At 37.6% G+C, this 25,834-nt stretch carries 18 protein-coding genes; 5 read left to right on the forward strand and 13 right to left on the reverse strand.

The genetic code is table 11. The features are described from left to right. Positions 1-138 precede the first annotated feature (138 nt). Complete coding sequence (locus tag ACIQXJ_RS17845; protein ID WP_403056017.1) at positions 139-1,161, forward strand: DUF2804 domain-containing protein; 1,023 nt, start codon at positions 139-141, stop codon at positions 1,159-1,161. 90 nt (positions 1,162-1,251) lie between these two features. On the opposite strand, the gene ACIQXJ_RS17850 is transcribed toward ACIQXJ_RS17845, so the two are convergent. Next, positions 1,252-1,971, reverse strand: coding sequence for a glycerophosphodiester phosphodiesterase (locus ACIQXJ_RS17850; protein ID WP_403056014.1), 720 nt, complete (start codon positions 1,969-1,971; stop codon positions 1,252-1,254). A gap of 135 nt (positions 1,972-2,106) precedes the next feature. On the opposite strand from ACIQXJ_RS17850, the gene helD reads away from it, so the two are divergent. Then, on the forward strand, positions 2,107-4,335 hold the full coding sequence (helD, locus tag ACIQXJ_RS17855) for an RNA polymerase recycling motor HelD (protein ID WP_403056011.1): 2,229 nt from the start codon (positions 2,107-2,109) through the stop codon (positions 4,333-4,335). Between the two features lie 384 nt (positions 4,336-4,719). Here helD and ACIQXJ_RS17860 read toward each other — a convergent pair whose 3' ends face one another. The 4 genes from ACIQXJ_RS17860 to ACIQXJ_RS17875 form a co-directional block, all read right to left on the reverse strand. Continuing rightward, a complete protein-coding gene (locus tag ACIQXJ_RS17860; RefSeq protein WP_403056008.1) occupies positions 4,720-5,586 on the reverse strand; it encodes a GNAT family N-acetyltransferase in 867 nt (288 codons plus the stop codon). Positions 5,587-6,083: 497 nt separating this feature from the next. Further along, positions 6,084-7,916, reverse strand: coding sequence for an ABC transporter ATP-binding protein (locus ACIQXJ_RS17865; protein WP_403056005.1), 1,833 nt, complete (start codon positions 7,914-7,916; stop codon positions 6,084-6,086). After that, complete coding sequence (locus ACIQXJ_RS17870; protein WP_403056002.1) at positions 7,916-9,637, reverse strand: ABC transporter ATP-binding protein; 1,722 nt, start codon at positions 9,635-9,637, stop codon at positions 7,916-7,918. Before ACIQXJ_RS17870 ends, ACIQXJ_RS17865 begins: the two co-directional genes overlap by 1 nt. Positions 9,638-9,711: 74 nt before the next feature. After that, positions 9,712-10,605, reverse strand: coding sequence for a DMT family transporter (locus ACIQXJ_RS17875; RefSeq protein ID WP_403055999.1), 894 nt, complete (start codon positions 10,603-10,605; stop codon positions 9,712-9,714). 186 nt (positions 10,606-10,791) lie between these two features. Between ACIQXJ_RS17875 and ACIQXJ_RS17880 the strand changes: the two genes are divergently transcribed. Then, positions 10,792-12,813 carry an EAL domain-containing protein gene (locus ACIQXJ_RS17880; protein ID WP_403055996.1) on the forward strand — a complete coding sequence of 674 codons (2,022 nt, stop codon included), beginning with the start codon at positions 10,792-10,794 and terminating at the stop codon, positions 12,811-12,813. A 92-nt stretch (positions 12,814-12,905) separates the two neighbouring features. Here the strand turns inward: ACIQXJ_RS17880 and ACIQXJ_RS17885 are convergent, their stop codons facing one another. After that, positions 12,906-13,373: a threonine/serine exporter family protein gene (locus tag ACIQXJ_RS17885; RefSeq protein ID WP_403055993.1), complete on the reverse strand. Its 468-nt coding sequence runs from the start codon at positions 13,371-13,373 to the stop codon at positions 12,906-12,908. A 12-nt stretch (positions 13,374-13,385) separates the two neighbouring features. Beyond that, positions 13,386-14,138, reverse strand: a complete 753-nt coding sequence (locus ACIQXJ_RS17890; RefSeq protein ID WP_340821135.1) for a threonine/serine exporter family protein — start codon at positions 14,136-14,138, stop codon at positions 13,386-13,388. Positions 14,139-14,510: 372 nt separating this feature from the next. Between ACIQXJ_RS17890 and ACIQXJ_RS17895 the strand changes: the two genes are divergently transcribed. After that, positions 14,511-15,917, forward strand: a complete 1,407-nt coding sequence (locus ACIQXJ_RS17895; RefSeq protein WP_403055990.1) for a polysaccharide deacetylase family protein — start codon at positions 14,511-14,513, stop codon at positions 15,915-15,917. A 182-nt stretch (positions 15,918-16,099) separates the two neighbouring features. Here the strand turns inward: ACIQXJ_RS17895 and ACIQXJ_RS17900 are convergent, their stop codons facing one another. The 6 genes from ACIQXJ_RS17900 to ACIQXJ_RS17925 all read right to left on the reverse strand — a co-directional run bounded on the left by ACIQXJ_RS17900 (position 16,100) and on the right by ACIQXJ_RS17925 (position 24,282). Continuing rightward, positions 16,100-18,199: a beta-propeller domain-containing protein gene (locus tag ACIQXJ_RS17900; protein ID WP_403055987.1), complete on the reverse strand. Its 2,100-nt coding sequence runs from the start codon at positions 18,197-18,199 to the stop codon at positions 16,100-16,102. A gap of 215 nt (positions 18,200-18,414) precedes the next feature. Continuing rightward, positions 18,415-18,867: an SRPBCC domain-containing protein gene (locus tag ACIQXJ_RS17905; protein WP_403056415.1), complete on the reverse strand. Its 453-nt coding sequence runs from the start codon at positions 18,865-18,867 to the stop codon at positions 18,415-18,417. A gap of 70 nt (positions 18,868-18,937) precedes the next feature. Continuing rightward, positions 18,938-19,912, reverse strand: coding sequence for a helix-turn-helix transcriptional regulator (locus tag ACIQXJ_RS17910; protein WP_403055984.1), 975 nt, complete (start codon positions 19,910-19,912; stop codon positions 18,938-18,940). A gap of 489 nt (positions 19,913-20,401) precedes the next feature. After that, complete coding sequence (locus ACIQXJ_RS17915; protein WP_403055981.1) at positions 20,402-21,595, reverse strand: acyl-CoA dehydrogenase family protein; 1,194 nt, start codon at positions 21,593-21,595, stop codon at positions 20,402-20,404. 9 nt (positions 21,596-21,604) lie between these two features. Further along, positions 21,605-22,777: a saccharopine dehydrogenase family protein gene (locus ACIQXJ_RS17920; protein WP_340826378.1), complete on the reverse strand. Its 1,173-nt coding sequence runs from the start codon at positions 22,775-22,777 to the stop codon at positions 21,605-21,607. A gap of 26 nt (positions 22,778-22,803) precedes the next feature. Further along, a complete protein-coding gene (locus ACIQXJ_RS17925) occupies positions 22,804-24,282 on the reverse strand; it encodes an aldehyde dehydrogenase family protein (RefSeq protein ID WP_403055978.1) in 1,479 nt (492 codons plus the stop codon). 437 nt (positions 24,283-24,719) lie between these two features. Here ACIQXJ_RS17925 and ACIQXJ_RS17930 point away from each other — a divergent pair, with 437 nt between their 5' ends. Further along, on the forward strand, positions 24,720-25,520 hold the full coding sequence (locus ACIQXJ_RS17930) for a TIGR00266 family protein (RefSeq protein ID WP_401011032.1): 801 nt from the start codon (positions 24,720-24,722) through the stop codon (positions 25,518-25,520). Positions 25,521-25,834: the final 314 nt, after the last annotated feature.

The raw sequence follows: 25,834 nt of genomic DNA on the forward strand, positions 1-25,834 counted from the left end.
TAATTAGGTCCTTCATCGTATTATTGTTGAAAACGGTTATATCAGGCGCTATCTTTTCCAATTTCAAGATAGTTTTTGCTACAATAAGATTAAACAAATTGGCATTTTTTTATTTTACGAACAGAAGGGATGTTGAATGTGAAGCAGCATGCTGAGAAAGAAATCTTACAGCCTACTCTTTTATGCGATAAAAAAGGTAATTTAAATCCAGCTGCTATTGGATTTGCACGAAAACCTCTCATAAATAGCAATTTAAGTGGTCATATCATGCGTAAAAAGAAATGGAATTATTGGTGTGTCTATGGTGATGAGATTTTATTCTCCGCAACTATTAGTCATCTCGATTACGCTGCGGTCTGCTTCGTGTATTTCCTTGAATATGAAACTCAGCGATATTTTGAAAAAACAATAACAGTTCCACTTGGTGGCAAGCTTAAAATGCCGACACACGTGCTTGAATCCGTATCTTTCAGTAATAGTGAAATGTCGATTGATATGACCTATATTCAAAACGAAACACATTTATCCGTTTCAATCCCTACATTTGATGGCGATGCCCTAAGTGCGAATTTAATTATTCAGCATCCACCTGCAGACGAATCGTTGAATGTAGTCATTCCATGGAATCGTAGAACTTTCCAATTTACAGGGAAGCATCATATACTCCCTACGTCAGGAGATGTGACTATCGGTAATCGTCACTTTACATTTACTCCCGAGGAAAGTTTTGCAGTACTTGATTACGGACGAGGTGTTTGGCCTCGAGAAGCCACTTGGAATTGGGGAATGGCGTCTCAGCGAGTTCGTGGCAGACGAATTGGACTTAACTTAGGTGGTAAATGGACTGATGGTACTGGAATGACTGAAAATGCGGTTTTTGTTGATGGGAAAATGACAAAAATACATGAGGACTTACTATTCGATTATGATCGTGAGGACTATATGCAACGCTGGAAAGTGAAGACGAAATTCACAAATCAAGTTTCTCTAACGTTCTCCCCATTTTTTGAGCGTGTTGCCGCAACAAATGTAAAACTCGTCAAATCGGAAGTTCACCAGATGTTTGGCTATTATGACGGTACTGTTCTATTAGACAATGGTGAGACACTTGTTATTAAGCAAATGCTTGGTTGTATCGAGGAACATCAAGCAAAATGGTAGGTGCCTAAAACTTATTAAGTTCATATGTGCTGCAAAAAAATTCGCTCCCTTTTCAAAAAGTATCGCGAATTTTTTTGCTTAGTAGCCTCTTTACTTTACTAATCCGACTAGTATTGCTTCTGGGTCATCTGTAAAAATAGCTTGTATACCAAGCTGTTGCAATTGTTTTGCATACTCTAGATCATTAACTGTGTAAACACGTATTGTTGCCCCTTGTTCAAGTGCTACACCTATTGATCTCCTAAATGCTGTTGGTAAACTAACATGAATAGCATCTGCAGGGATTTTTTCTGTATATGTTGTAAAATCAACTAAAATTTCAGCAAATAAAGCAGCTGTTTCAATGTATGGCGCCATCTGAGATACAGTTTGAAGCGATTCATGATTAAAGGAAGAAATAATTACTCGCTCAGTTATTTGGTGCTTCGCTATTTCCTTTAACACAAGCGCCTCAATTCCCTCATACGAAAAGATATCAGTTTTTAGCTCGATATTGATACGGTGATGTGTAGCAACGAAAAGCTCTAATACTTCACCTAGTGTTGGAATACTCTCGCCTTTAAATTCTTCTGCAAACCACGAACCAAAATCATATGAACGAAGCTGCTGTAGCGTTAAGTCTTTCACATAGCCTGAACCGTTTGATGTACGGTCAATCATTTCATCATGGATGACTACTACCTCCCCGTCCGCAGTAACATGAACGTCCAACTCAATGCCCGCAATTGGTAGCTTGGAAGCCGCATAAAAAGCAGCCTTTGTATTTTCAGGATAGTGTGCAGATACACCTCTATGTGCAAATAGATCCAAATGCAAAACCTCCTTCTAATCTTTACTTAATAGTATAACAATAAGTGAATGATGACATTTACACTTGATAGGTAAAATTTTGTATAGTAGTATGAGAATCTACTTGAATTTGTAAGTACTTAGGAGGTGCTAAAAATGACTGTAAAACACCCGGATTTTCAGGCTGAGCTGGAGAGGCTAGCATACACCCAAAATTATATGCAACAAATCTTAAATGAATCACAGCGTGATTTGCAATCTGCGCAAGAAAATATTCGAAAGTCCATGGCAGATCTTGATTATTTAGATTCTAGTTTAAGTTATTTGAATATTTTAACAAACGCCCGCTTCTTTGAAATGGCTCGAAATCAAAAGGAAGGTTTAGAAGCCGTACAAAAAAAGCCATATTTTGCTCGAATTCATTTTCAAAAGACTGGTGATCCTGAGGAATTTTTGTATATCGGAAAAACCTCCTTGTTTCACCGCGATACACATGAACCGATTATTGTAGACTGGCGTTCACCTGTGGCAAATGTCTATTATGATGGGCGTCTTGGAGATATGGAATATGATGTACGTGGAGAAATTCATAAAGGACATTTGTTTGCCAAACGACAATATAAAATCGAAGATGGAGAATTACTCGATATTCGAGATATTGACTTAACGACAAATGATGAATTACTCCAAGAGGCATTAGCAGGAAAAGCAGATGTACGCTTAACAGAAATCGTCTCTACCATTCAGAAAGAACAAAATGATATTATCCGCGCGCATCTTCGTCAGCCAATTATCGTTCAAGGTGCCGCTGGTAGTGGAAAAACAACAATTGCTTTACACCGCATCTCGTACTTCTTATATACGATGGGCGAACATTTTAATCCTGAGCAGCTCATGATTTTAGCACCAAATAAACTATTTATCGATTATATCGGAGATGTCCTACCAGAGCTTGGTGTTGATAAAATATGCCAAACAACGTTTTCAGATTATGTCCTTGCCGCAACTAAACTAAAACTAAAGCTACGCAATCCTAACGAACAGCTGGAATCATTAATAATAGGTGGCGCTGATCAGCCTACTGCGTGGATTTCTGAAGTTAAGGGTTCCCTCTATTATCGCGATATGATAGAACGCTATTTGCAAAAAATCGAACTGCAAATCGCTGAACAATTCGAAGATGTATTTATTGAAAAATATCGTATTATGCGTGCCTCACATTTAAAAAAGTTGTTTTTATATGAATTTTCTTACATGCCAATTGAAAAGCGGCTCGCGCATATTAAAAAGGTGCTAGCCAGTCATGTTCGGCAAAAGAAACAAGCTGTCTTAAATATGTTACATGCAAAGTACGATGAAGCACTTGGCAAGGCACTTAATGGTATTCGTGATGCAGAGAAGCGTAAACACATTGTCACTAAATTTATAGATGAACGTGATGAACGTATGCCAGCAATTGAAAAAGAAGCAAAATCAACTGTATCTGTCTATATGCGCCGCTTTGCAAAATATAATGTAAAAACGCTCTATCGTACACTTTTAACAAATACCGAGCTATTAGCAGAAGTCGCACCAGAATGGCATTATTTAGAGCAACAGCAGTTTTTACAAGCACATGCTAAAGAGCAATGGATGCTAGAAGATTTAGCTGCTCTCTATTATTTACAGGCACGACTAAAAGGTATTGCAGATGAGTGGAAAATGCGCGTTGTCTTTATCGATGAAGTACAGGACTACAGTCTATTTCAGCTAGCCGCTCTAAAAGCAGGGCTAGAAACCGATATGTTTACAATGGTAGGTGATTTAGCACAAGGAATTCATAGCTACCGTTCATTAACAGCCTGGGAGCCTGTGCAAAATTTATTCCCTCGTGCCAGCTTCAGAACACTTCAAAAAAGTTACCGTACAACCATTGAAATTATGGAGGTTGCTAACCAAATTTTAATGCAAATGGATGAGCAGCTACCATTAGTTGAACCGGTAGTCCGTCACGGGGATGCGCCAACTTTTATACAGGCAGCTTCCTTTAATACGCAACAAATTAAAGAAGTTTTTGATCGCATTAGGGCAAACCAGCATCAGTCGATTGCTTTAATTTGTAAAACGACGGCTGAGGCCAAATCAATGCAACAGGCTTTGACAAATGACGCTATCCCTTGTCAACTTCTCACTGAGGATGATTCTATTAATCAGCAAGTATTACTTGTAGTACCAAGCCATTTAGCAAAAGGACTGGAATTTGATGCTGTCATTGTTGCTGCCTTTGATACTCCTTTCTTTGATACTAAAATTGATAGAAAGCTACTTTATGTTGCACTAACTCGTGCAATGCATGAGCTTTATTTAATCGGTCCATCAAAAAAAACATTTTTATTAGATAATTAAAAATCCGCATTTCATATTTCTAAAAGCTAAAAAAATAGCACAGTAGGATATAGCTCCCTAACATGCTATTTTAACGTTGAATAGCCTTGCTCAATCATATTAGATAAATAAAACTGCAAAATTATTTATGTCGCGGTGGTAGTCTGTAAAACTTTCCTTTTGATAAATATGCTTTAACAACCTTCCACCATGAGCGAGGTGCTTCCCTCGGAGGTGACTTTTTTTTCGGCAATGCTGGCATACGCATGAGAACGACCCCTTTCTTCAGGCTTATTAATACTATATGGACATAGTACACATTTATGATAAAAAAGAAGATTTTAACAGTTTCTTAAAATAAAAAAAGTGAGAAGTGAAGCTTATTGCTCACTCCTCACCCATCATTTAATTTTTTACATAATAGTCTAGTTGCTGTGCTTTCATAAAGCCCGCTCTCTCATAAATGGAAATCGCTTTTCTATTTTCGATTTCTACATCGAGCATGACAAATTTAGCGTTTTGTTTACTTGCATAGTCTTTTGAAAAGGACAATAAAGCTGTACCGATACCTTGTCCTTGGTACTGCGGATGAACTGCTAGGGCTGTCACCCATTGTATTTCATTTTCCTTAACTGTAGCCACCGTACCTACAACTTGACCGTCTTTATGTGCTACCCATAATTTTCGATCTTTCGTTGACGTATTAAAGGCAATCAGCTCCTCAGATTCTGATGGCAAATCTCCAAACGCCTCACTATAAATAGTGATCAATTCAGTCTGTTCTCCTGCAAATGGAGCTATATGAATATCATTTCGTAGTTCAACTGACTCTGCTTTTGTTTCCAACGTCGCTTCTGAAAAACTATATGAATAACCACACTTTTCGATAAATGTATGTCCAAAAGGGGATCCATCAATAACTACTGCCAATTGACCTTCTGCTCCTCGCTCTTGTAGTCCAGCTTGTAATAAGTTAACTAATGCTGTCCCAACTCCCTTTTGGCGATAAGCGGGTGTAACTACTAACGACCATTCATACGTATGTAGCCCCATTAAATCAATAGCACTTGCAGCACCAACTAGTTCATCATTATCATCTTCATAAGCGAGCACCATAAAACCTTTCGATTCAAATGAGCCTGCTAATGGTATATTCATAATCGTTTCATATACACGGTAATCATGTAAGGTTGCTTCTTCGCATAATATTTTTAATTCATTCAGTGTTTCCCCGTCCAGTGGGAATGACACTGTAATTACTGAAATGTTCATTGTTTACTCCGTTCTTAAACCAGACTATTGCCCTATTGTAGCAAGAAAGAAAATAAACTGGCAACAAATTATAATACCCGTTTCTAATAATCAGCAATTTTACTTTAAATACAGAAAAAATAGAAGGATTTATACTACTATTGTACTTCAAAGTAAATGAAATTTACTAGAAGGCATTAGTTATAAATTATTATACGGGATGCCTTATAAGAAATTAAATAATTACATTTTACTGTAATTATTATAACATTTATTCAAATAAATTACATTATTAAAAAACTGAATTACTACATTGAATTATCATTACTGTTACTATTGGCAGGATGTCTCCAATTGTAAAAAAGAGCGATTTCATAAAAGAAATCACTCTACACTATAGACAAACACATAAGCTAAACTACTACCGATGCAATCCAAAGGTTTACCGACGAATTCTCTAGCTTTATGAGGTAAACCGCCTTCGCTACCAACACTCATGCTACAAAGCTCTTTTCACACTACTCATCTAAATGATGTGTTGAGGAGTTTAGCATTTGGGCATAAATCCCTCCAGACTCAATTAAATCATGCTGTAATCCAGCTTCAACTAGCTCGCCCTTTTGCATAACTAAAATAACATCCGCATTGTGTACAGTATTTAATCGATGCGCAATGACAAAACTTGTTCGTCCTTGCATAAGTCTATCGAGCGCCTCTTGGATTGCTAATTCTGTTACTGTGTCAATGCTACTTGTTGCTTCATCAAGCAATAATATTTTTGGATTAGCAATTAGGGCACGTGCAATCGATAGTAATTGCTTTTGTCCTTGGGAAATCTCACGTCCATCCGCCGTAAGAACGGTGTCATAACCATCCTTTAGTTTCATAATAAAATCATGTGCATTAGCAAGCTGTGCTGCTTCAATAATTTCATCATCACTAGCATCTAAACGACCATAACGGATATTCTCCATTACTGTTGTTTCGAATAAAAATGGATCCTGTAACACAAAGGCCATTTGTGAACGAAGTGCCTCCCGGTCAATATGCTGTACATTTACACCATCGAATAATACATCGCCCTTTGTCACCTCATAAAACCTAGCAATCAACTGTAGAATAGTTGTTTTTCCAGCACCAGTTGCACCTACCAATGCAACAGTGTGCCCAGGCTCAATCGTAAAATTAATATCTTTTAATGTGTAGGATTCCTGTGCAGAATCATACTTAAAAAACACATGTTGAAATGTTACCTGTCCTAATAATGTATGTTTTTTTGCAGCAGGCATTTCCTTTTCAGGCTGTTCGTCAAGTAAAGAAAATACACGTTCAGCTCCTGCTATAGCTGATAATACCGTATTAAACTGATTTGCCAAATCATTTAATGGACGTGTAAATTGGCGAGCATATTCTGTAAAAATAACAATTACCCCAATTGACACATGACCGTATAGTGCTAGCACCCCACCAATACCTGCAACAATTGTAAAGCTCATATTATTTAAAAAGTTCATGACCTTAGGTATATAACCCGAGTATGTCTGTGCCCAAAAGCCTGTATTTTTCAACCGTAAACTTTTGTCGCGAAATTCTGCCTTTACACGTTCTTCCTGTGAAAAGGCTTTTACAATTCGCTGCCCTGATATCGTTTCTTCGATCATGCCATTAAGCGCTCCTATGGCTGCTTGTTGTTCCTTAAATAACGGAGCTGTTCGACGGGTAATCCAGCGCATCGCCCAAAACATAATTGGAATAATTGTCATTGTTAAGATTGTTAACAACGGACTCAAGCTCAGCATAATGATGATTGTGCCGCCAAGCGTTAATACACTCGAAAATACTTGTATAAAAGAACTATTCAAAGTTGAGCTTACTGCTTCAATATCATTTGTCATACGACTCATTAATTCGCCATGTTGCCGTCTATCAAAATACGAAATCGGTAGCTTTTGAAAATGAGCAAAGACACTTGTGCGCAGGCGATAAATCGTTTGTTGGGCAATCCCTATCATCCAAAAGTTTTGTAAAAATAAAGCGACTGCTAAAAGTAAATAAATACCCACAAGCAACATTACTTTACTGCCTAACCCTTCAAGCTCACCATGCATTACATATATATCAATTATTTTACCTATTAAATATGGTCCTAGAAGTGCCAAAATCGAGCTGGCCATTACGAGTAACAGTACGACAATTAATAGCATACGTTGTTCATCGACAATCTTCCATAAACGCCAAAGTGTGCTTTTCCAATCTGCTGCACGTGGACCTTTCTTTTTCTTTACGACCTGCTTTACATCGCCCTTCGATAAAATCGGCTCATAGCCAAAAGGTTTTTGGAAAAACCCCATTATTCCACCTCCTGTTGGGAGATTGCGATTTTTTTATACAGTTCAGAAGTTTGCAGAAGCTCTTCATGGGACCCATATCCGACCACTTCGCCTGCATCAATTAACAAAATATGATCTGCACCTTTAGCCGTCCGAATTTTTTGTGTGACAACGAGCATCGTTGCACTTTCTTCACTAAGCGCATCCCATAGTGCCTGTTCTGTTTTAACATCAAGTGCACTTGTACTATCATCAAGCATTAATATATGTCCTTTTCTTAATAGCGCTCTTGCAATAGATAATCTTTGTTTTTGTCCACCTGATAAATTAACGCCCTTTTGCCCTACTCGAGTATCATAACCGCTTGGGAAATCTTCCACAGATGCGTGTATTTGCGCCTGCATCGTTGCATTAAGCACTTCGTCCATTTCGGCTTCTGTATCGCCCCACCGAACATTGTCTGCAATACTCCCTGTAAATAATAAGGATTGCTGCGGTACATAACCTATAATGTCACGTAGTTCTTGCAAATCCCATTGCTGCACATCTTTTCCTTCTACAAAAATCTGTCCTTCCGACACATCATAAAAGCGAGGAATAAGCTGTAGTAATGTCGATTTACCAGCTCCCGTAGCCCCCATGATTGCTAATTTTTCACCCGATTTCACTTGAAAAGTGACGTTGGACAATACAGCAGTTTCTGTACCTGGATAGTGGAAGCTTACATTTTTAAATGCTAATTCGCCTAATTTCAAGTCGCTAGATGCACCTTCTTTAGATGAAGAAGTAATTTCTACTTCATTGTCAACAGCAAGCACCTCTGTCATACGTTCTGCTGAGGCTTTTGCACGTGCATAAAAAATAATAATAAAAGCAAACATTGAAAATGAACCTGTCATACGCATTGCATAATTGACGATAGCTACAATATCACCAAGCGGTGTCGTTCCTGCAGCAACTTGCTTTGTACCGAACCAAAGTACTGCCAATAAACTCATGTTCATTACAAACAATAATACAGGCATAATATACTCCATCGTACGCAGAGCTTTGACAGTGTCCACCTTTAATCGTGAAGCAACCTGCTCGAAGCGCGAAGCCTCATACGCCCCACGTAAATAAGCCTTCACTAGACGCATCGCTTGCAAATTTTCTTGAAGGACCCGATTTAAACGGTCCACGCGCTTCTGCACTCGCCCAAAATATGACACACCTTTTGCAACCATAAAAATAAGGAAAACAAAAATGAGCGGTGTACCAATAACTAAAAACAGTGCTAGCTTTGCATTGACAACAAAAGCCATGACAATGCTCCCGATAACAGCAAGTGGTGCGCGGAGCATAATCCGAAGGCTCATAAACAGCACTGTTTGAACTTGCGTTACATCATTTGTAAGCCGGGTAATAAGCGAAGCTGTAGAAAATTTTTGATATGTAGCTAATGTAAAGGATTGAATTTTGTCAAACAAAGCATTGCGCAAATCAAAAGAAAAGCTTTGCGCAGTATGTGATGAAAAATAAGAATTGACGACGCCTGATATAAAGGCGATAAAAGATAAAACAAGTAAAATGGCTCCCCATTGAATAATCATGTCATTATTTTGACCACGAACACCGTCATCAATAATTTTGGCCATTATAAGTGGCTGAACAAGCTCTACAAATAATTCAATCAACATCAAACATAATGCAAAAATCGCAGTCCACTTATATGGCTTTACATAAGAAAAAATTACTTTCACATTCTCTCCCCCTTGTTTGAGAAGAACTATCATTACACTGAATGTAGTTAAAATCACCTATACAAATAATAATTTTATGCTTTTTCCCCTGCAATAGATAGCCACGTTACACATACAAGCATAACGAAAACTCCCACTAATTGCCACAATCCTAACGATGTGCCAAATACAATTACAGAAATCACCATCGCCGTTAAAGGTTCAATACTAGATAAGATACTCGTCTCGACAGCTGTAATATACTTCATGCTACTTAAAAATAGTATAAATGCTAAAGTACCCGTAAAAATTAACGCCATCATTAACCCACTAATTTTTAAATCCGCAAAGACAATCCACTGATTTGATTGCCATACACGACTTATTATGCCTAATGTTACACCACCTATTAACATTCCCCATCCTACAACAAGGAGCACATTCCATTCCTTCATAAGACGTGCAGGATATAGTGTGTAAAATGCAAAGGTTAATCCAACCGCAACTCCCCATAATAAGGCTTTATTACTAACTAACAAAGAATCAAATGAAGCATTCGTTAGTAGCAGAAATAATCCTACTAATGTGCCCATAATACCTAACACTTGATATTTAGGTGGCCATTTCTTTAAACTAAGAGAGACATAAGCAACAACAAATATTGGCGCTAAAAATTGAAGTAACGTAGCTAATACAGCATTACTTTCATTTATAGCTCCGACAAAAGCGTATTGCACACCGAGCATCCCTACGATACCAAAGATGATGAGCTGCCTACTCCAAAGCTTTTGTTGCCATATACAAAAAATATCTTTACCCGTTAGCAACAAATATGTAAGCAAGAAAATACCTGCAACTGACAACCGAATTGTCAGCATAAAAGAAACTGTCAATGCTGTATGATTGAGTAACCATTCCATTAATGGTCCAGTTGCCCCCCATAGCATCGCTCCAGAGATAATAAAAAGAATACCTTTTAATCGTTCCATCCAATTCCCGCTTCCTATATACGTACTAAAAATTGTTATTTTTCTTCAAAACTTTTCTTTAATTTCACTAGAAAAGTCCTATCTTTTCCGATTATCAAATATTTACAAATATATTCATAATGACTAATTCCCGATAATTCTCTATAATATTAGTATATATAGATTACCCAAGGAGATCGAATAATCATGAGTCTTAAGCACAAATCATTTACGATAGATGAGCATTATATAAATTCACTTCCTTTTCCTGCAATTGTTATAACACAAAATGGACAAGCAACTATTTCGGGAAAACACGCTGAAGAATTATTTGGTTTTTCAGTCAATGACATTACAGGACATACTACGCCATCCATACATGAAAATCTACTAAGAAATCTTTCAAAAGAGACGTTTCAATCGATTTTACAAAATGAAGAAAGTACATATATAGACCAGGTTCAAGTTTGCACCCAAGCAGATGAAGAAATCACTACAGCAATGCTGGCTAAGCCATACTTTGAACAGGGTGAACACCTTATTCTCATTATGTTTATGTTACCAGAGTTAATGATTAATTCAGTTTCAAACAGCAGTACTTATGTAGACTTAAAGCAAGGTTTAGACTCTACATTTATGACCGTAACGCTTGATCGTGATGGATTCATTTTAGAATGTAATGCAGAGTTCTTAAAAATTAGCCAATGGACACCAAAGCGTGTTATCGGCAAAACATTCTGGCAGTTGTTCCCTGAAAATGAAGTAAGCGAAAAAATTACAAATACGATTTGGCGCAATTTAAATAATGGTCACACATGGCAAGGCGAAATTGAAAAAGTTACGAAAACAGGACAGTCTTATTGGGTACTTCTCACAGCTATCCCAACATTTAATTTAGAAGCTAATGAGCAACAATTTATTTTAATTGAAAAGGATATTACAAAATCTAAGACGATTCAACATCAGCTTGAGAAAATTGCTTACATAGATACAGAAACAGGCTTAATGAATGCTCATCGACTAGAAAAAGTAATTTCCAAAATGATCGAGGAAGAAAAACACTTCTCCTTCGTCTATTTAAGTATCGATAAGTTTTACACATTAAAAGAACTACATGATCAACAAATTAACCAAAGTCTTATTATTGAATTTACAAATCGTATCAAAATGTACTTCCAGGACAGTACAATGGCACGTATTAACGAAAATGATTTCGTTGTCATTACACCTTTAAGTGAATGGTTTATTCAAGGCTTCTTGTCCTATTTACAACAGCATCCGATTTATAGCAGCAATATTGCAGTTCCTATTTCAATTAGTGGTGGGATTACACGCTTCCCTGAGGATCAAACTACCTTCTCTCAGCTAATGAAAGCTTCTATCGCTACGATTACAACGGTTCGCGAAGCTGGTGGCGACAAAATTGTCTCACTTTCAAAAGCTACACATAAAGCTTTAAATCGTAAAGCCTTAATTGAAAAACGTCTTCTACAGGCACTTGATCAGAAAAACCTTAAAGTCCTTTATCAACCACAAGTTGACGTATACACGGGGAAAATTACAGCTGTAGAGGCACTAGTTCGTTGGGAAGATGAAGTCATTGGCGTAGTTTCACCAGATGAGCTCATTCCAATTGCTGAGGAAACAGGGCTTATTAACAATATTGGCTCCTTTATGCTAGAAAGGGCTTGCGAACAAGCACTTATCTGGAAGAAGGCTGGTATCAATTTAAAGGTGGCGGTTAACTCGTCTGTTCGCGAATTCCGCGACAAAAACATGGCCAAGTCAATTCTTGATATGTTAGCAAAAACAAATTGTCCCGCAAACCTTATTCAGATAGAAATTACAGAGAAATTTGCATTGGAAGCCGAAGCTGCAACCTTTATTACACAACAAATGCGCAAACTTGAAAACGAGGGTATCGCTTTTGTCTTAGATGATTTCGGTACAGGTTATGGTTCATTCCGCTATATGCAAATTTTACCGATTGATACATTAAAAATTGATAAAACATTTACTAGTTCGTTATTAAAATCCGAAAAATCACAAAAGCTTATGCATGGTATGATACAGTTGGGCAAATCCATGGAACTAAAAGTGGTAGCTGAGGGTGTTGAAACAGCTGAGCAAGCTAATCTGTTAATTAATTATGGCTGTGATACTATTCAAGGATTTCATATAAGCAAACCTGTTACACCAGAAGAAATCGAGGCACTACTTGTAAAATAAAAAAACAAGATAAAGAGCTGTTCCTAAGGATACAATCACTTACGGAGCAGCTCTTTTTTTCTCGTTTTTCATAATATAGAGTTAAATAGCATTTATTTTCTGTAAGTCCTTTGCAACTTTGACTTGCTCGAACGTACAGCCCGAAACACAAACTGCATTAATACTTCTGCAAATACTAGGCCCATAACAATTGCACCTGTAATTAAAAACGCCTTCAGTCCATACTGTAAGCCTTGTAAATAATCATCCTCCACTACATTTCGCATTGCATTGTAAGCCATCCCCCCTGGCACAAGGGGAATTATTCCCGCTACAATAAAGATAATCATCGGCATTTTAAAACGACGTGCATATAAATGCGCAACAATCGCTATGATAAATGAGCTAAAAAATGAAGCGTCTACAACATCCATACCGTGCTCTGTTAATAAATAATAAATCATCCAGCCGACCACACCTACAAAACCACAGTGGAACAAGGTTTTTCTAGGAACATTAAAGATAATTGCAATTCCGGCCGTTGAAAAAAAGCTCACGATTAATTGTACGAATATATCCATTTTTCCCGCCTCCTAAAATGATAGGATGACGGCGATTGCTGAACCGATAGCAAAAGCTGTTAAAAAAGCCTCTGCTCCCTTTGCCATCCCTGACATAAAATGACCTGCCATTAAATCCCTTACCGCATTGGTGATTAAAATACCTGGTACTAGTGGCATAACAGAGCTAATAATAATTTTATCAATTTCTGTGCCATAGTTAAATTTCACCGCAAAAAAAGCAATAGTACCAATAATTAACGAAGCTGTGAACTCCGAGAAAAATTTCACTTTTGTTAAATGGTTCATTAAAATAAGAGTAAGAAAACCTAACCCTCCTGCTATAAAAGCTGCGGGGAAATCAGACCATCCACCCTTAAACATAATTAGAAAACAGCCACTCGCAAGTGCTGCTGAAAATACTTGTATATACATTGGCAAAAAATAATTTGTTTTTTGTATCGTCTTTAGCTCGTCATAAGCGTCTTCTAATGATATTATGTGAGATGTGAGTCTACGAGATACTGAATTTACCATGGATATTTTTTGTAAATCAGTAACCCTACTGGAAATCGAAGTGATTCTCGTCGGCTGTGTCTTGCCTAACGAAAAAATGATACCTGTAGGTGTAGCATAACATTGCGCATCTAGCATATTTTGAGATTGTGCCATACGTAGCATCGTATCTTCAACACGATATGTTTCTGCACCACTTTCAATCATAATTCGCCCTGCAAGTAACAAGCAGTCAATAGTAAATTCATTATCCACTTCATGTGATAGCATTCCAGTTATCTACCTCCTTCAAAAGGTTCCTTGCATATAGTAACGAACTGCAAATAAAAACTCAACCAAAAATCTTCGATATTATCAATTATATTTTGGAATAATTGTATCTGTCGCTAAATGATACAATGCCTTCAGTTCAAAATCCATTTATTAATCGAATTTAATTGAGCATAAAACTGTAAAATACAGTTTGCAAAATCGAGTCTTTATAAGTTATTTACGTGGTGGTTATAAAAAACTGTTACATTTACTATTTTTTATTATATTTCTATTTAATTATATAAAATATTTGTAGATTTCTATAACTTTTCCAATGCCTCGTACGTCTGATTTTATAGAAGAATAATTATAGAAAGGAGCAAACCCACATTGATAGAGGAGCGCAGAAAAAGACGCCGCCCAATAATTGATTTATTGTTAATTGGGCTCATTGTTACATTAATATCCATCATCCTTGTTATTATACTATCTAAGGACGAATTTAAGTTTCAAAAAATAAGTGCCTCGAAAGACACAAATAGTGAATCTAAATTATCCACAGAAAACTCTGCGTTTCCTGGCATACGTATTGTATCTGACGTTTCTAACGATAAACGCTCACCTTTTGCCGTTCACTATCCACAAACAGATAATAAAGTTTTTAACGAGACCGTACTACAATATATTACGGATGCTAAAGACAACTATCTGTCATCTATGAAAAACAATAAGAATAAAGAGGCTAAGGGTGAGCTTACTATAAATTTAGAGACCTTCCCATATCACGAGCACTACTATTCATTTGTCCTGACGAAAATGCAGTATTTAGGCGGAGCTAATCATGTCGTTTCAACAACAACATTTTTCTATAATAACGAGACAGGTGAACAAATTAATATACAAACGTTATTACAAAACGATAACAATAACTTATCAACTTTAGCAGCCTATGTTCGCAAAGACTTACAACAAAACCTTCAGTTAAAAGAAGTGCTAAATGAAGATGAGCTACTTCAAGTGACGGAGCCAAAGTGGGAAAACTTTAAACGGTTTGCCATTGTCGATGATTCGATACATTTTTACTTTGACGAGTATGAAATTGCAAGTGGATCAGCAGGTGCACCTATAGTGAAGCTTTCGCTTTCACTTATCAATCCATTGTTAGCCTCTGAATTCCAAATTGCTATGGAGACAATGGAACCAACTAATCCTCCTGTTTCCCCAGGAGATCCAAATGTTAAACGTATTGCGTTAACATTTGACGATGGTCCACATCCGAAAGTAACAGAGCAAATTTTAAATACACTCGACAAATACCATGCTAAAGCTACTTTCTTTATGCTTGGCAGCCGTGTAAAACACTATCCTGATATCGCCAGAGATGTTCTTGCACGTGGTCATGAAATTGGAAACCATACATGGAACCATCCTGTATTAACAAAAATGCCGGTGGAACAAGTATTAAAAGAATATACATCTACCGCTAATGAAATTGAATTAGCAATTAATCAGGGCGCAACCGTTTTTAGACCACCATATGGAGCGACCAATGATGAAATTAATGAAAAAATACCAGTTCCTGTAGTACTATGGAGTATTGACACATTGGACTGGAAACATCGTAATTCACAATTATTACTAACGTATATTAAAAATAATTTGCACAATAACTCCATCGTTTTAATGCATGATATTCATCAATCAACAGCAGATGGACTCGATGCTGTACTCACCTATTTACAGGGAGAAGGCTATGAATTTGTTACAGTATCTGAAATTCTTCCTTATCGTCAATAACAAGAATAGAAAAAGTGTTAGATTGACTGAAATCAATCTAACACTTTTTTTGCTATGCTATTGATGTCCACTATGGCGGTTTCTTTTCGCTCAGCACAGTAAGTCGCTACCCTCGCTAACGCAAGGGTTGTGGTGTCTTACGTTTTGTTCGTTCGGCGCAGAAGTCACCGCCTTTGCTACCATTAATTGATATTTAGTGTATCAAGCGCTTTGAAATCTTTTAGTTGGTAGCTCTTTACTTCATTGCGTGCAATTGTGTATAAAGTATCCTCTACATAAACTACACGTTGTACGTTTTGCTCCCAATTTTCATATGGCTCACCCGTGCTTTTATTAATGATATTTCCTTTTAGTACAATGCCCTTCTCCGCTGTAATTTCATAAATTTGTGCACCTTGACCTTGGTATACCACTTCATCGTTCTTTCCTGCCTCATAAAGCACAACTGGGAAGCCGAAGTAATGATATTCTTTATTGCGGAATAATGCTTTTGGATTGTACTGTACGTCTGAATAAGAGCCTTTCCCCCCAATTTTCACTGTAGATTGCTCTTTTGGATTTTTAAAATCTGTAACATCAAATAGCGACATTTTCATATTAGTCGTTACCGTGAAATTACGCTTCGTATAAGCATCAAAGCGTTCTTCCGTATCATAACCAATTCCAATTAGGTGTGTATCATCTAATGGATGTAAATAGTTGCTAAACCCTGGGATTTTCAATTCACCTAGCACTGTTGGCTTTCTCGGATTTGCTACATCGATAACGAATAGTGGATCAACTTGTTTAAATGTTACGACATATGCTTTCTCTCCCATAAAGCGTGCTGAATACACTTTTTCCCCTGGCGCCAAATCCTTTACTGCACCAATTTCCTTTAAGCTTTCATCTAAAATAAATAGATGATTTCGGGAAATATTTTTCTCATCCCACATGTTGCCTTCAGTCGTAACAATGCGGAAATTCCCATCGTACTCATCCATTGAATATTGGTTTAACACAGAACCTTTAACCTCACTCGTACCAACAAAGTTCAAGGCCGTTCCATCTAAGTCCCATTTAAATACTTGTGTATTACTTGATAGAGGCATCCAGATTCTATCCATCATACCTCCAAATGGAACTACTTGATTCCCATCATAAATTGGTGTAGTTAAATATAGCGCATCTTCTGACATATAAAGTCCACTACTACCTCCTAAATAACCTTTTGTATTAGCAGAAGTTTTGGCTCCATTTTTTAAATCAATTGCTGTAATTAAACTATACGTGCCATCCATTGTGTTTGGTAAAATCGAAATCTTATCAAGAGATAAGCTTTTGTATTCTTTACTCTCTACACTATCATACATTTTTGGCTTTAAATCTTGCGTTCCTTCCTCTTGAAGTATCCAATAATTCGGATGCATATTGCCAATTAAATACAGCGTATCATTTGTAATACGCATATCCTGTAAATAGCCCTCCTGAGCAACTTCACGAATCAATTTTGGGTTTTTCGGATTTGTAATATCATAAAAAACTGCCGTCGACATGCTTGTGCCTGATTTTTCAATGTAGTCTTCTCCGATAGCTATTAATACATTATCGTATAATGCTAACTTCACAATATATTGAGATTCCTTTTGTTTAATTGTCGTTGCAAGCTTTAAGTTTTTAGGATTATTTGCATCAACAACAGTTATACTTTGATCTTTTATAGCGTAAATAAAACCATCTTTCACAACTACTATATCGCCCTCTTCGACACCTTCTACTTGGTTATTTGTCGTAGAAGAACTATTAGTTGAAGAGGCGCTATCTTTACTGCTTGAAGCACTATCTTCAAGGATGCCCATTTCCGGCTCCCTATTACCATTTGCAATAATGGCTTCAAAATATTGTTGTAATTCTTTTTCCGATTTTACAGCCTCTAGTTTTTCAATAACGGTAAATGCAATATCATGGGATGTCGTTTTAAGAGTACTATAAGCGAATGCTTCTTTATTCACATGTAATCGATAACTACCCGGCGAAAGTTTACTAACAATAAGTGATTTTTTATCTTCTCCCAACGTAATTGTTGCTGTCACCCTTTTCCCCGCTTCATCAGTAACATAGACATATTCATCCGTTATATTTTTTGATTTTAATGCTTGTGTAAAGGATGCTGTCCAACTTTGCGTTGACATAATTGTACTTGTTGCTTTAGCATGCGCTTCTGGGGAAACCATAAACGTGAAGACCCCTGGCAAAACAGCTAAAACGACGATAATCATTATGGCTAGCCATTTACCTCTCATTATTTTCCACTCCTTCATATACTTGTTTTCTAATTAGACTGCTAAAGGGTTATAAAGTTACAATTAAAGAAAAAATTTCATAAAAATAAAAGTGGTATATTGAAACAAATCTCACGGAGCTTGTCCGCAAATAAAATAATCCATTTTGATAAAAGTATTATCAAAATGGATTATTTATTAACCGTTGCGGATAAGGACTTTCCTACCCTTTCCTCTTATTCACCAAAGTCTAGCGTGCTACCTGTTTCTACTAATGTTTTCGTATTACTTAAAATCATCCACCAAGCTATATCACTGTTGTCATAAGAGGAATCGCCTTCTTTCCATTGGTCATGAATGAGTGTCAATTTCGTGCATGATCCAACAGGCTCTAAAAGATAAGAAATTCTTGATTCCAATGCTTTATTTTCCTTTACATAAGACTTTCCAGGATAGTGAGTAAAACGCAGTAACCGATTTGGCTCAAATTCCAATACATTGCCGTATACATGTACTGTTTTATCTCCATCTACCCCTGGACCGACATATTCCAAAAGATCTCCAATTTGGAATGTAGAGTTAATGACAGAACCATAATAAATTTGTTTTGTGCCTTCAGGAGAGATAAGTGCTTTCCAAACTTCCTCAGGTGTACCTGCAATAAAAAATTGATACTTTAAATCCTTCATCATTTTTAAACCTCCTAATAATATTATTTTGAACATTTACAGTATAAAAAAACTTCACTGACACCTATGGTCAGTGAAGTGAAGTATTTTGATAATGCTTGAATAACTCAAAGCTAATAGTTGCCAATTTTTCTTGTAATAATGCTGGCTCTAAAATAGTAAGCGATTTACCATATGGGAGAAGAAAGTAAGGTACAAAACTATGAATGGACTCTTTATCAACCTTAAAAAGAGCCTGATTATTTTTTCGTTCTATTAAGGCATGATTGAATAACCAATGTTGACATAAATCATCTAGCATATGTGCATTACCTTCGATACGGACTGAAACGAGTTTATCAAGCTGATTCGAATCAGGTAAAAGGTCTTTTAAAAAGTAAGAACGTGCTGAGAATCCAAAAGGTCGATCAAATTTTTGGTCTGTTTTAGACAATGATTGAATACGATCAATTCGAAAACTCCGAACTTCTTTCCGCAAATGGCAATAAGCTACTGTGTACCATTTACTTTTCCAATATACTATCCCATAAGGGTCGATATGACGAGATTGCGGTTCAATCGCTCTTTCTTTATGATAAACGATATTTAAACTATAACTGTCTGCAACAGCAATTTCTAAATCTTGAAGAATAGGTTTTAAAGAAGGTGCAACAGTCGGATGGATGATTTCAAATCCTCTTAAATGATTATTAATATGATTCAGTTGTTCTTCGTTTGTATACATTTTCAATTTAGAAATGGCTTCATCTAAAGTTTCACTAAAGGGATACCCGGCATCTATTGCAAATTTTGCAGCGTGTACAAGCGCTTTCTGCTCATCCGGGTTAAAAAATAAAGGGGCCTTTGTAAATTCATTCAGTAAACTGTACCCACCGTTATGCCCTGCATCTGAAATGATTGGTACCCCACTTGCACATAGAGCATCAATATAACGGTATACCGTACGGATACTGATTTCTAATTCTTCTGCTAGCTCCTTTGCAGTCAATTGTTTCCTTGTTTTAAGGAGCCATAATATAGAAAGCATATTAACCATTTTAGACATATACAAAGATTCCTTTCTCCGAAATTCAAATCAACTTAAAGCGCTGATTCGGGAAGAACATTCTACTTTATTATAAATATCTTACTGTGGCATTTAAATAAAGTTTGGTCAAAAGTTTCCTCTATAGAGTTCCGTTCAGACTGTAGATGGGATACTGCCGTTGATTTACATTACAAGCGGACGATTTCTGCTGCACTCAACTAGTATAATTATTTTAGTGCCTGGCACTGTGCGCTTTCCGAGGGTACGACGTAAGCCACAACCCTATCGCGCCGCCTGTTGCGTCTTACGCTACGTGCGTTACCGCAGGGGTCTTCGTGGATTTTTTTCTTTCCAATACATACAATTGTGTGAGAATTGTGTGAGTGCCTGGCACCTAAAAAAAATGACAAAAGGCATCATCAAGAGTTAATCTTGACGCCTTTTGTCGAGAATTTCAGCTGAACTAATAATTAGCTAGCTTAACATAAAAAATATCATATCTCTCGTTTACTCATCAAATGGCCACTTAGGTAACATTTTGGCTAACGGCTTATCGTTTCGTCGACCAAGTACATAATCGGCCTGCATAATGGTATGAATTTCTCGTGTACCTTCATAAATTACTGGCGCTTTAGAGTTACGAAGATAACGCGCAACAGGATAGTCATCTGAATAGCCGTACGCACCATGAATTTGTAGCGCGTCATCTGCTGCCTTATTGGCAAAATCACAAGCCTGCCACTTTGCCAACGAAGTTTCCCTTGTATTGCGAATACCGTTATTTTTCAACTCACCAACTCGATAAACAAGCAGACGACTCATTTGATAGCCTGCTTCCATTTTAGCAATCATTTGACCGACAAGTTGATGCTCACCGATTGGCTTGCCAAATGTCTCACGCTCATGACAATATTTCACACTTGCCTCAATACACGCTTGAATAAGGCCAACTGCACCCGCTGCTACTGTAAAGCGGCCATTATCCAGTGCAGACATGGCAATTTTGAAGCCTTCTCCCTCTTCACCTAAACGATTTTCAACCGGAATGCGCAAGTCCTCGAAAAAAAGTTCCCCTGTATTGCCTGCACGAATACCGTACTTCCCTTTAATCGCCTTGGATGAAAAGCCGTCCATTGAGCGTTCAACAATAAAGGCACTGATGCCATGATGTTTTTTCGATTTATCTGTATAGGCAAAGACAATAAAATGATCAGCTATATCACATAAAGAAATCCACGTTTTTTGCCCATTTAACACATAAAAATCACCATCTCGGGCTGCAGTGGTTGTCATTGCCGCTACATCAGAACCTGCACCAGGCTCAGTCAACCCAAATGCCCCAATACGTTCACCTTTCGCCTGTGGCACAAGGTATTGCTGTTTTTGCGCTTCAGTGCCCCATTGCATTAACGTCATACTATTTAACCCTATATGGACGGATACAGCCGTTCGAAAGGCTGTATCCCCTCGTTCAAGTTCCTCACAAACGATAGCAAGTGCATTATAATCCATGCCACTGCCACCGTACTTTTCAGGTACGCATACACCCATAAAACCGAGCTCAGCAAGCCTTGACCATATGCTTGCATCAAAGCTCCCCTCTGCATCCCACTTTGCAATATGTGGCATTATTTCATCATCAACAAACTGGCGTACGGTTTTTCTTAGTATTTCCTGCTCTGTTGTAAATTCGAAATTCAAGGTCTTCACCTACCATTTCACAATCATTGCAGACTTATGAGATGTTTCCTTAATGACAACACCACGCTTAGCCATTTCTTTAATATACGGCTCACCTGGTACAATGGTTTCTGGAGCAAATACTCCACGTTCTGTAATAAGCCCATCCCCAATCATTTGTGCTACTACAGAAATTGTATTCGCTGTAGCACGAGCCATCGCTGTCTCATTAATCGTCATATCTTTACGTACGACCATTTCGTACTCATATGTGACCTGCTGTTGCGCCTTTTCACCTGCTACAATTACACGTAATAGCACCGCATCAGGCTTCGTTCCAAGTTCAAGTTTTTTCTTTAGTGCTTCCCTGACAACTGCTCTTACAGGCACTTCTTGATTTTCTAGCTCTACATTATTACTAGCATCTAAAAATCCTAAGTCTGCTAACAATTTAAATTTCTCTGCATGCCCCTTATAACGAATCGTTTTATATTCTAATGTGTGGACATTTGGGAATGTCTTATAAAGAGTGGAGATGCCACCCGATGTATAAAATGCCTCAAGCACACCAAAACCATCGAAATATATAGGTTCAATTCCTGATAATGATGGAACTTCTTCAAGTTTACCCTTTTGAATCATTTTAGAAGGCTGTGTATAGTGGTCAAATACACCATCAAGAGAAAAGACACGCGTATAGTGCAAAGGTGGCTTCGGCTCTGTAGGAATGCCTCCTACATATAGTTTAATAGACTCTACTTCATCTAGTTTTGTTGCTCCATAGCCTGCTAATATGTTCACCATACCCGGTGCTACACCTAAATCAGGAATGATTGTCACACCTTTTGCCTTTGCTTCTTCATGTAATGCCAAAATCTTGTCAGTTACACCACCGATATGTCCCCCTAAATCTACAGAATGAACACCTGCTTCTATTGCAGCCCTTGCCACACGTTCATTGAACGAATAGAACAGTGCATTCACAACAACATTACCTTTTGCAATAACCGATGTTAATGAGTCATCACTTTCCGCATGCAGCTCTACTACTTCAACTTTATCTGTATTTAATGTATCTACAAATTTTTGAGCTGTATTTACGTCGATATCTCCTAAAATGACACGTTCAACATTGTTATTTTTTATTAAATCACGAGCTACTTCTTTCCCCATCAATCCTGCACCTAATACAACAACTTTCATCATGAACATCCCCTTTCATTGATCTGTTACTTTGTATCGATTTGTGCTCTTTGTAATTTGCCGCTGTAGTCAACGTATATGCTCTTCCATTCTGTGTAAACATCTAATGCTGCTACACCAGAATCTCGATGTCCATTTCCTGTTCCCTTCGTTCCCCCGAATGGCAAATGGATTTCAGCACCTGTCGTACCTGCATTGATATAAACAATACCTGTATCTAAGTCTCGTTGAGCGCGGAAAATCGTATTAATATTTTGTGAGAAGATAGAGCTTGATAAGCCAAATTTCACACCATTATTGACTTCAATTGCTTCATCTAAGTTGGCAACTTCAATAAGAGAGACGACCGGTCCAAAAATTTCTTCCTGTGCAATAATCATATGAGGCTTTACATTAGTAAACAATGTTGGCTCATAATAAAACCCTTTATCGTAAGGAGCCTCGTTTAAAATTTTGCCTCCTGCTAATAAGGTTGCACCTTCCTGTTTACCAATCTGTACATAATGATTAATTTTTTCCAATGCCGCTCTATTAATCACAGGACCAATTTTCACACTTTCATCTAAACCGTCTCCAATTGTTAAAAACTGCATTGCTTCTAATAGACGGTTTTCTAATTCTTCTCTTACATCTTTATGCACAATCACACGACTACATGCTGTACAACGTTGACCCGCTGTACCAAATGCACTCCATAATATCGCTTCTGTAGCAAGCTGTAAGTCTGCATCATCCATGACAATTACAGCATTTTTTCCACCCATCTCTAGTGACACTTTCTTTAAATGCTTCCCGCCCAGTTCTGCCACCTTACTTCCGGTTGTGGTAGAGCCAGTAAACGAAATTACTTTTACATCGGGATGCTCAATTAATGCTGTTCCTACAGTCGGCCCTGTACCAAATATTATATTTGCTACCCCTTCCGGTAAGCCCACTTCCTCAAAAATTTTTCCCATTTCATACGCCATCATCGGTGTTTCATTTGATGGCTTCCAAATGAACGTATTGCCTGCGACAAGCGCAGGGAAAGATTTCCACGTAGCAATAGCAACAGGGAAGTTCCACGGTGTTATTAGGCCAACTACGCCTATTGGTGCTCGCACACTCATGGCGAATTTATTGGCAAGCTCAGACGGTGTTGTCTCCCCAAACAACCTTCGTCCTTCCCCTGCCATATAATAAGCCATATCGATCCCTTCCTGTACTTCCCCTCTTGCTTCTTCAATCACTTTACCCATTTCTTTTGTTAAAACGGTCGCCAAATATTCTTTCTTTTCTTTCATCTGTTGACCGATGGCATATAAATAATCTGCACGCTTTGGTGCTGGCACAAGTGCCCATTGTTTTTGCGCAGCCTTCGCTACAGCTACCGCTTCCATCACTTCATTTGCAGTTGAAAGCGGTATTGTTGCTAAGTGCTCTCCGTTTGCAGGATTTGTCACTGCTATACTTTGTAAATGCGAATGTGTAACCCATTTACCGCCGATATAGTTTTTAATTTCCATTACAAACACCCCCTGATAAATCTATGATGCTTTGGCTTCCACGTACCTTTTGCTTTCGCTACAGAAAATATCTGTCGCTATTGCTTCCTTATGCGCACTGCATTATATATACGCAGTTAAAAATGTCAAAATTCCGAATTTTCATTTTAAAGAAACTCCTTGAGCATTAATCTAATCTGGAATCAACTTTAGTGAAAAATATCGGTGACATTTGCCAAAGGCTTTATCTTTGTCCAGCAATTTCAAATAGATAGTGCATACTTTCATCACTATATAGAAACAACTGGTGCAAAGATAAATAATACACATTCTAGTTTTTTATATTCGACATTTTCTATCTTATTCCCTTTTTTTCTAAAATTATTAATTATGTCATGAAACTATCCTGTCTAATAATCGTATACAATAACAATAAATGATATTGGAGGAATTACACTATGAATAACCATGAAATCGACTACAAAATATTTGGTGATGACATGCAATATGTGCAAGTTGAACTTGATCCGCAAGAAACGGTAGTAGCAGAAGCAGGAGCCTTAATGATGATGGACGATGCTATTCAGATGGAAACAATTTTTGGTGATGGTTCAAGAGGTGGTTCACAAAGCGGTTTTATGGGGAAATTACTTGGAGCAGGTAAACGTCTTGTGACAGGCGAAAGCTTATTCATGACAACATTTACGAACGCTGGTTCAGGTAAACGTCATGTCTATTTTGCATCTCCATATCCAGGGAAAATTATTCCTATGGATTTAAGTCAACTAAAAGGGAAAATTGTTTGTCAAAAGGATGCTTTTTTGGCGGCTGCTAAAGGCGTTTCAGTTGGTGTTGAATTCCAGAAAAAAATTGGCGTAGGGTTCTTCGGTGGTGAAGGCTTCATTATGCAAAAACTTGAAGGCGATGGTATGGCTTTCGTACATGCAGGTGGCGCAATTCATCAAAAAACTTTACAGCCTGGCGAAGTATTGCGTGTTGATACAGGTTGTTTAGTAGCGATGACTTCTGACGTTGATTACAATATCGAAATGGTTGGAGGCGTAAAAACTGCACTATTTGGTGGTGAAGGAATCTTCTTCGCAACTTTACGTGGTCCTGGTACAGTTTGGGTTCAATCATTACCGTTTAGCCGTTTAGCAAGTCGCGTCTTTGCAGCTGCACCGATTTCACAAGGCGGTGGCGGACATTCAGCAGGTGAAGGTGGTATCGGTGGACTATTTGATATGTTCAATAAGTAACTAGGGGTAGTCACAAAAAATACTTCCAGTCATCCTCAGCATTTTTCATAGGCAAATAGCAGCTAAACAGGACTCGTTCTTTTCCGATAGTTGCAGCCCATGTTCTGTTTCGTTTCACTTAGCATGGTTATTCAAAATGTAATAGATTACTTTGTAGGGTTGCTCGTTCTTTTGTAAGAATTAGCAACCCTACACCTATATTTTAGACTTTGTTCAAAATTGTTTGAGTGCCTGGCACTTAGCTTATTCACTTTCCAAGAGCACACAGTAAGCAGCCCCCCCGCTGTCGCGTGGTCTGTTGCGTACTTTCGCTG

Origin of the sequence: Lysinibacillus sp. NPDC097868 (genome assembly GCF_044761135.1) — a bacterium.
In the GTDB taxonomy this organism is placed as follows: domain Bacteria; phylum Bacillota; class Bacilli; order Bacillales_A; family Planococcaceae; genus Lysinibacillus.

Bases quoted from the DNA above. Each gene is read 5' to 3' on its own strand.
- helD (WP_403056011.1), top strand. From the start codon at position 2,107: ATGACTGTAAAACACCCGGATTTTCAGGCTGAGCTGGAGAGGCTAGCA.
- ACIQXJ_RS17860 (WP_403056008.1), bottom strand. From the start codon at position 5,586: ATGAACATTTCAGTAATTACAGTGTCATTCCCACTGGACGGGGAAACA.
- ACIQXJ_RS17865 (WP_403056005.1), bottom strand. From the start codon at position 7,916: ATGGGGTTTTTCCAAAAACCTTTTGGCTATGAGCCGATTTTATCGAAG.
- ACIQXJ_RS17875 (WP_403055999.1), bottom strand. From the start codon at position 10,605: ATGGAACGATTAAAAGGTATTCTTTTTATTATCTCTGGAGCGATGCTA.
- ACIQXJ_RS17880 (WP_403055996.1), top strand. From the start codon at position 10,792: ATGAGTCTTAAGCACAAATCATTTACGATAGATGAGCATTATATAAAT.
- ACIQXJ_RS17885 (WP_403055993.1), bottom strand. From the start codon at position 13,373: ATGGATATATTCGTACAATTAATCGTGAGCTTTTTTTCAACGGCCGGA.
- ACIQXJ_RS17890 (WP_340821135.1), bottom strand. From the start codon at position 14,138: ATGCTATCACATGAAGTGGATAATGAATTTACTATTGACTGCTTGTTA.
- ACIQXJ_RS17900 (WP_403055987.1), bottom strand. From the start codon at position 18,199: ATGAGAGGTAAATGGCTAGCCATAATGATTATCGTCGTTTTAGCTGTT.
- ACIQXJ_RS17905 (WP_403056415.1), bottom strand. From the start codon at position 18,867: ATGAAGGATTTAAAGTATCAATTTTTTATTGCAGGTACACCTGAGGAA.
- ACIQXJ_RS17910 (WP_403055984.1), bottom strand. From the start codon at position 19,912: ATGTCTAAAATGGTTAATATGCTTTCTATATTATGGCTCCTTAAAACA.
- ACIQXJ_RS17920 (WP_340826378.1), bottom strand. From the start codon at position 22,777: ATGAAAGTTGTTGTATTAGGTGCAGGATTGATGGGGAAAGAAGTAGCT.
- ACIQXJ_RS17925 (WP_403055978.1), bottom strand. From the start codon at position 24,282: ATGGAAATTAAAAACTATATCGGCGGTAAATGGGTTACACATTCGCAT.
- ACIQXJ_RS17930 (WP_401011032.1), top strand. From the start codon at position 24,720: ATGAATAACCATGAAATCGACTACAAAATATTTGGTGATGACATGCAA.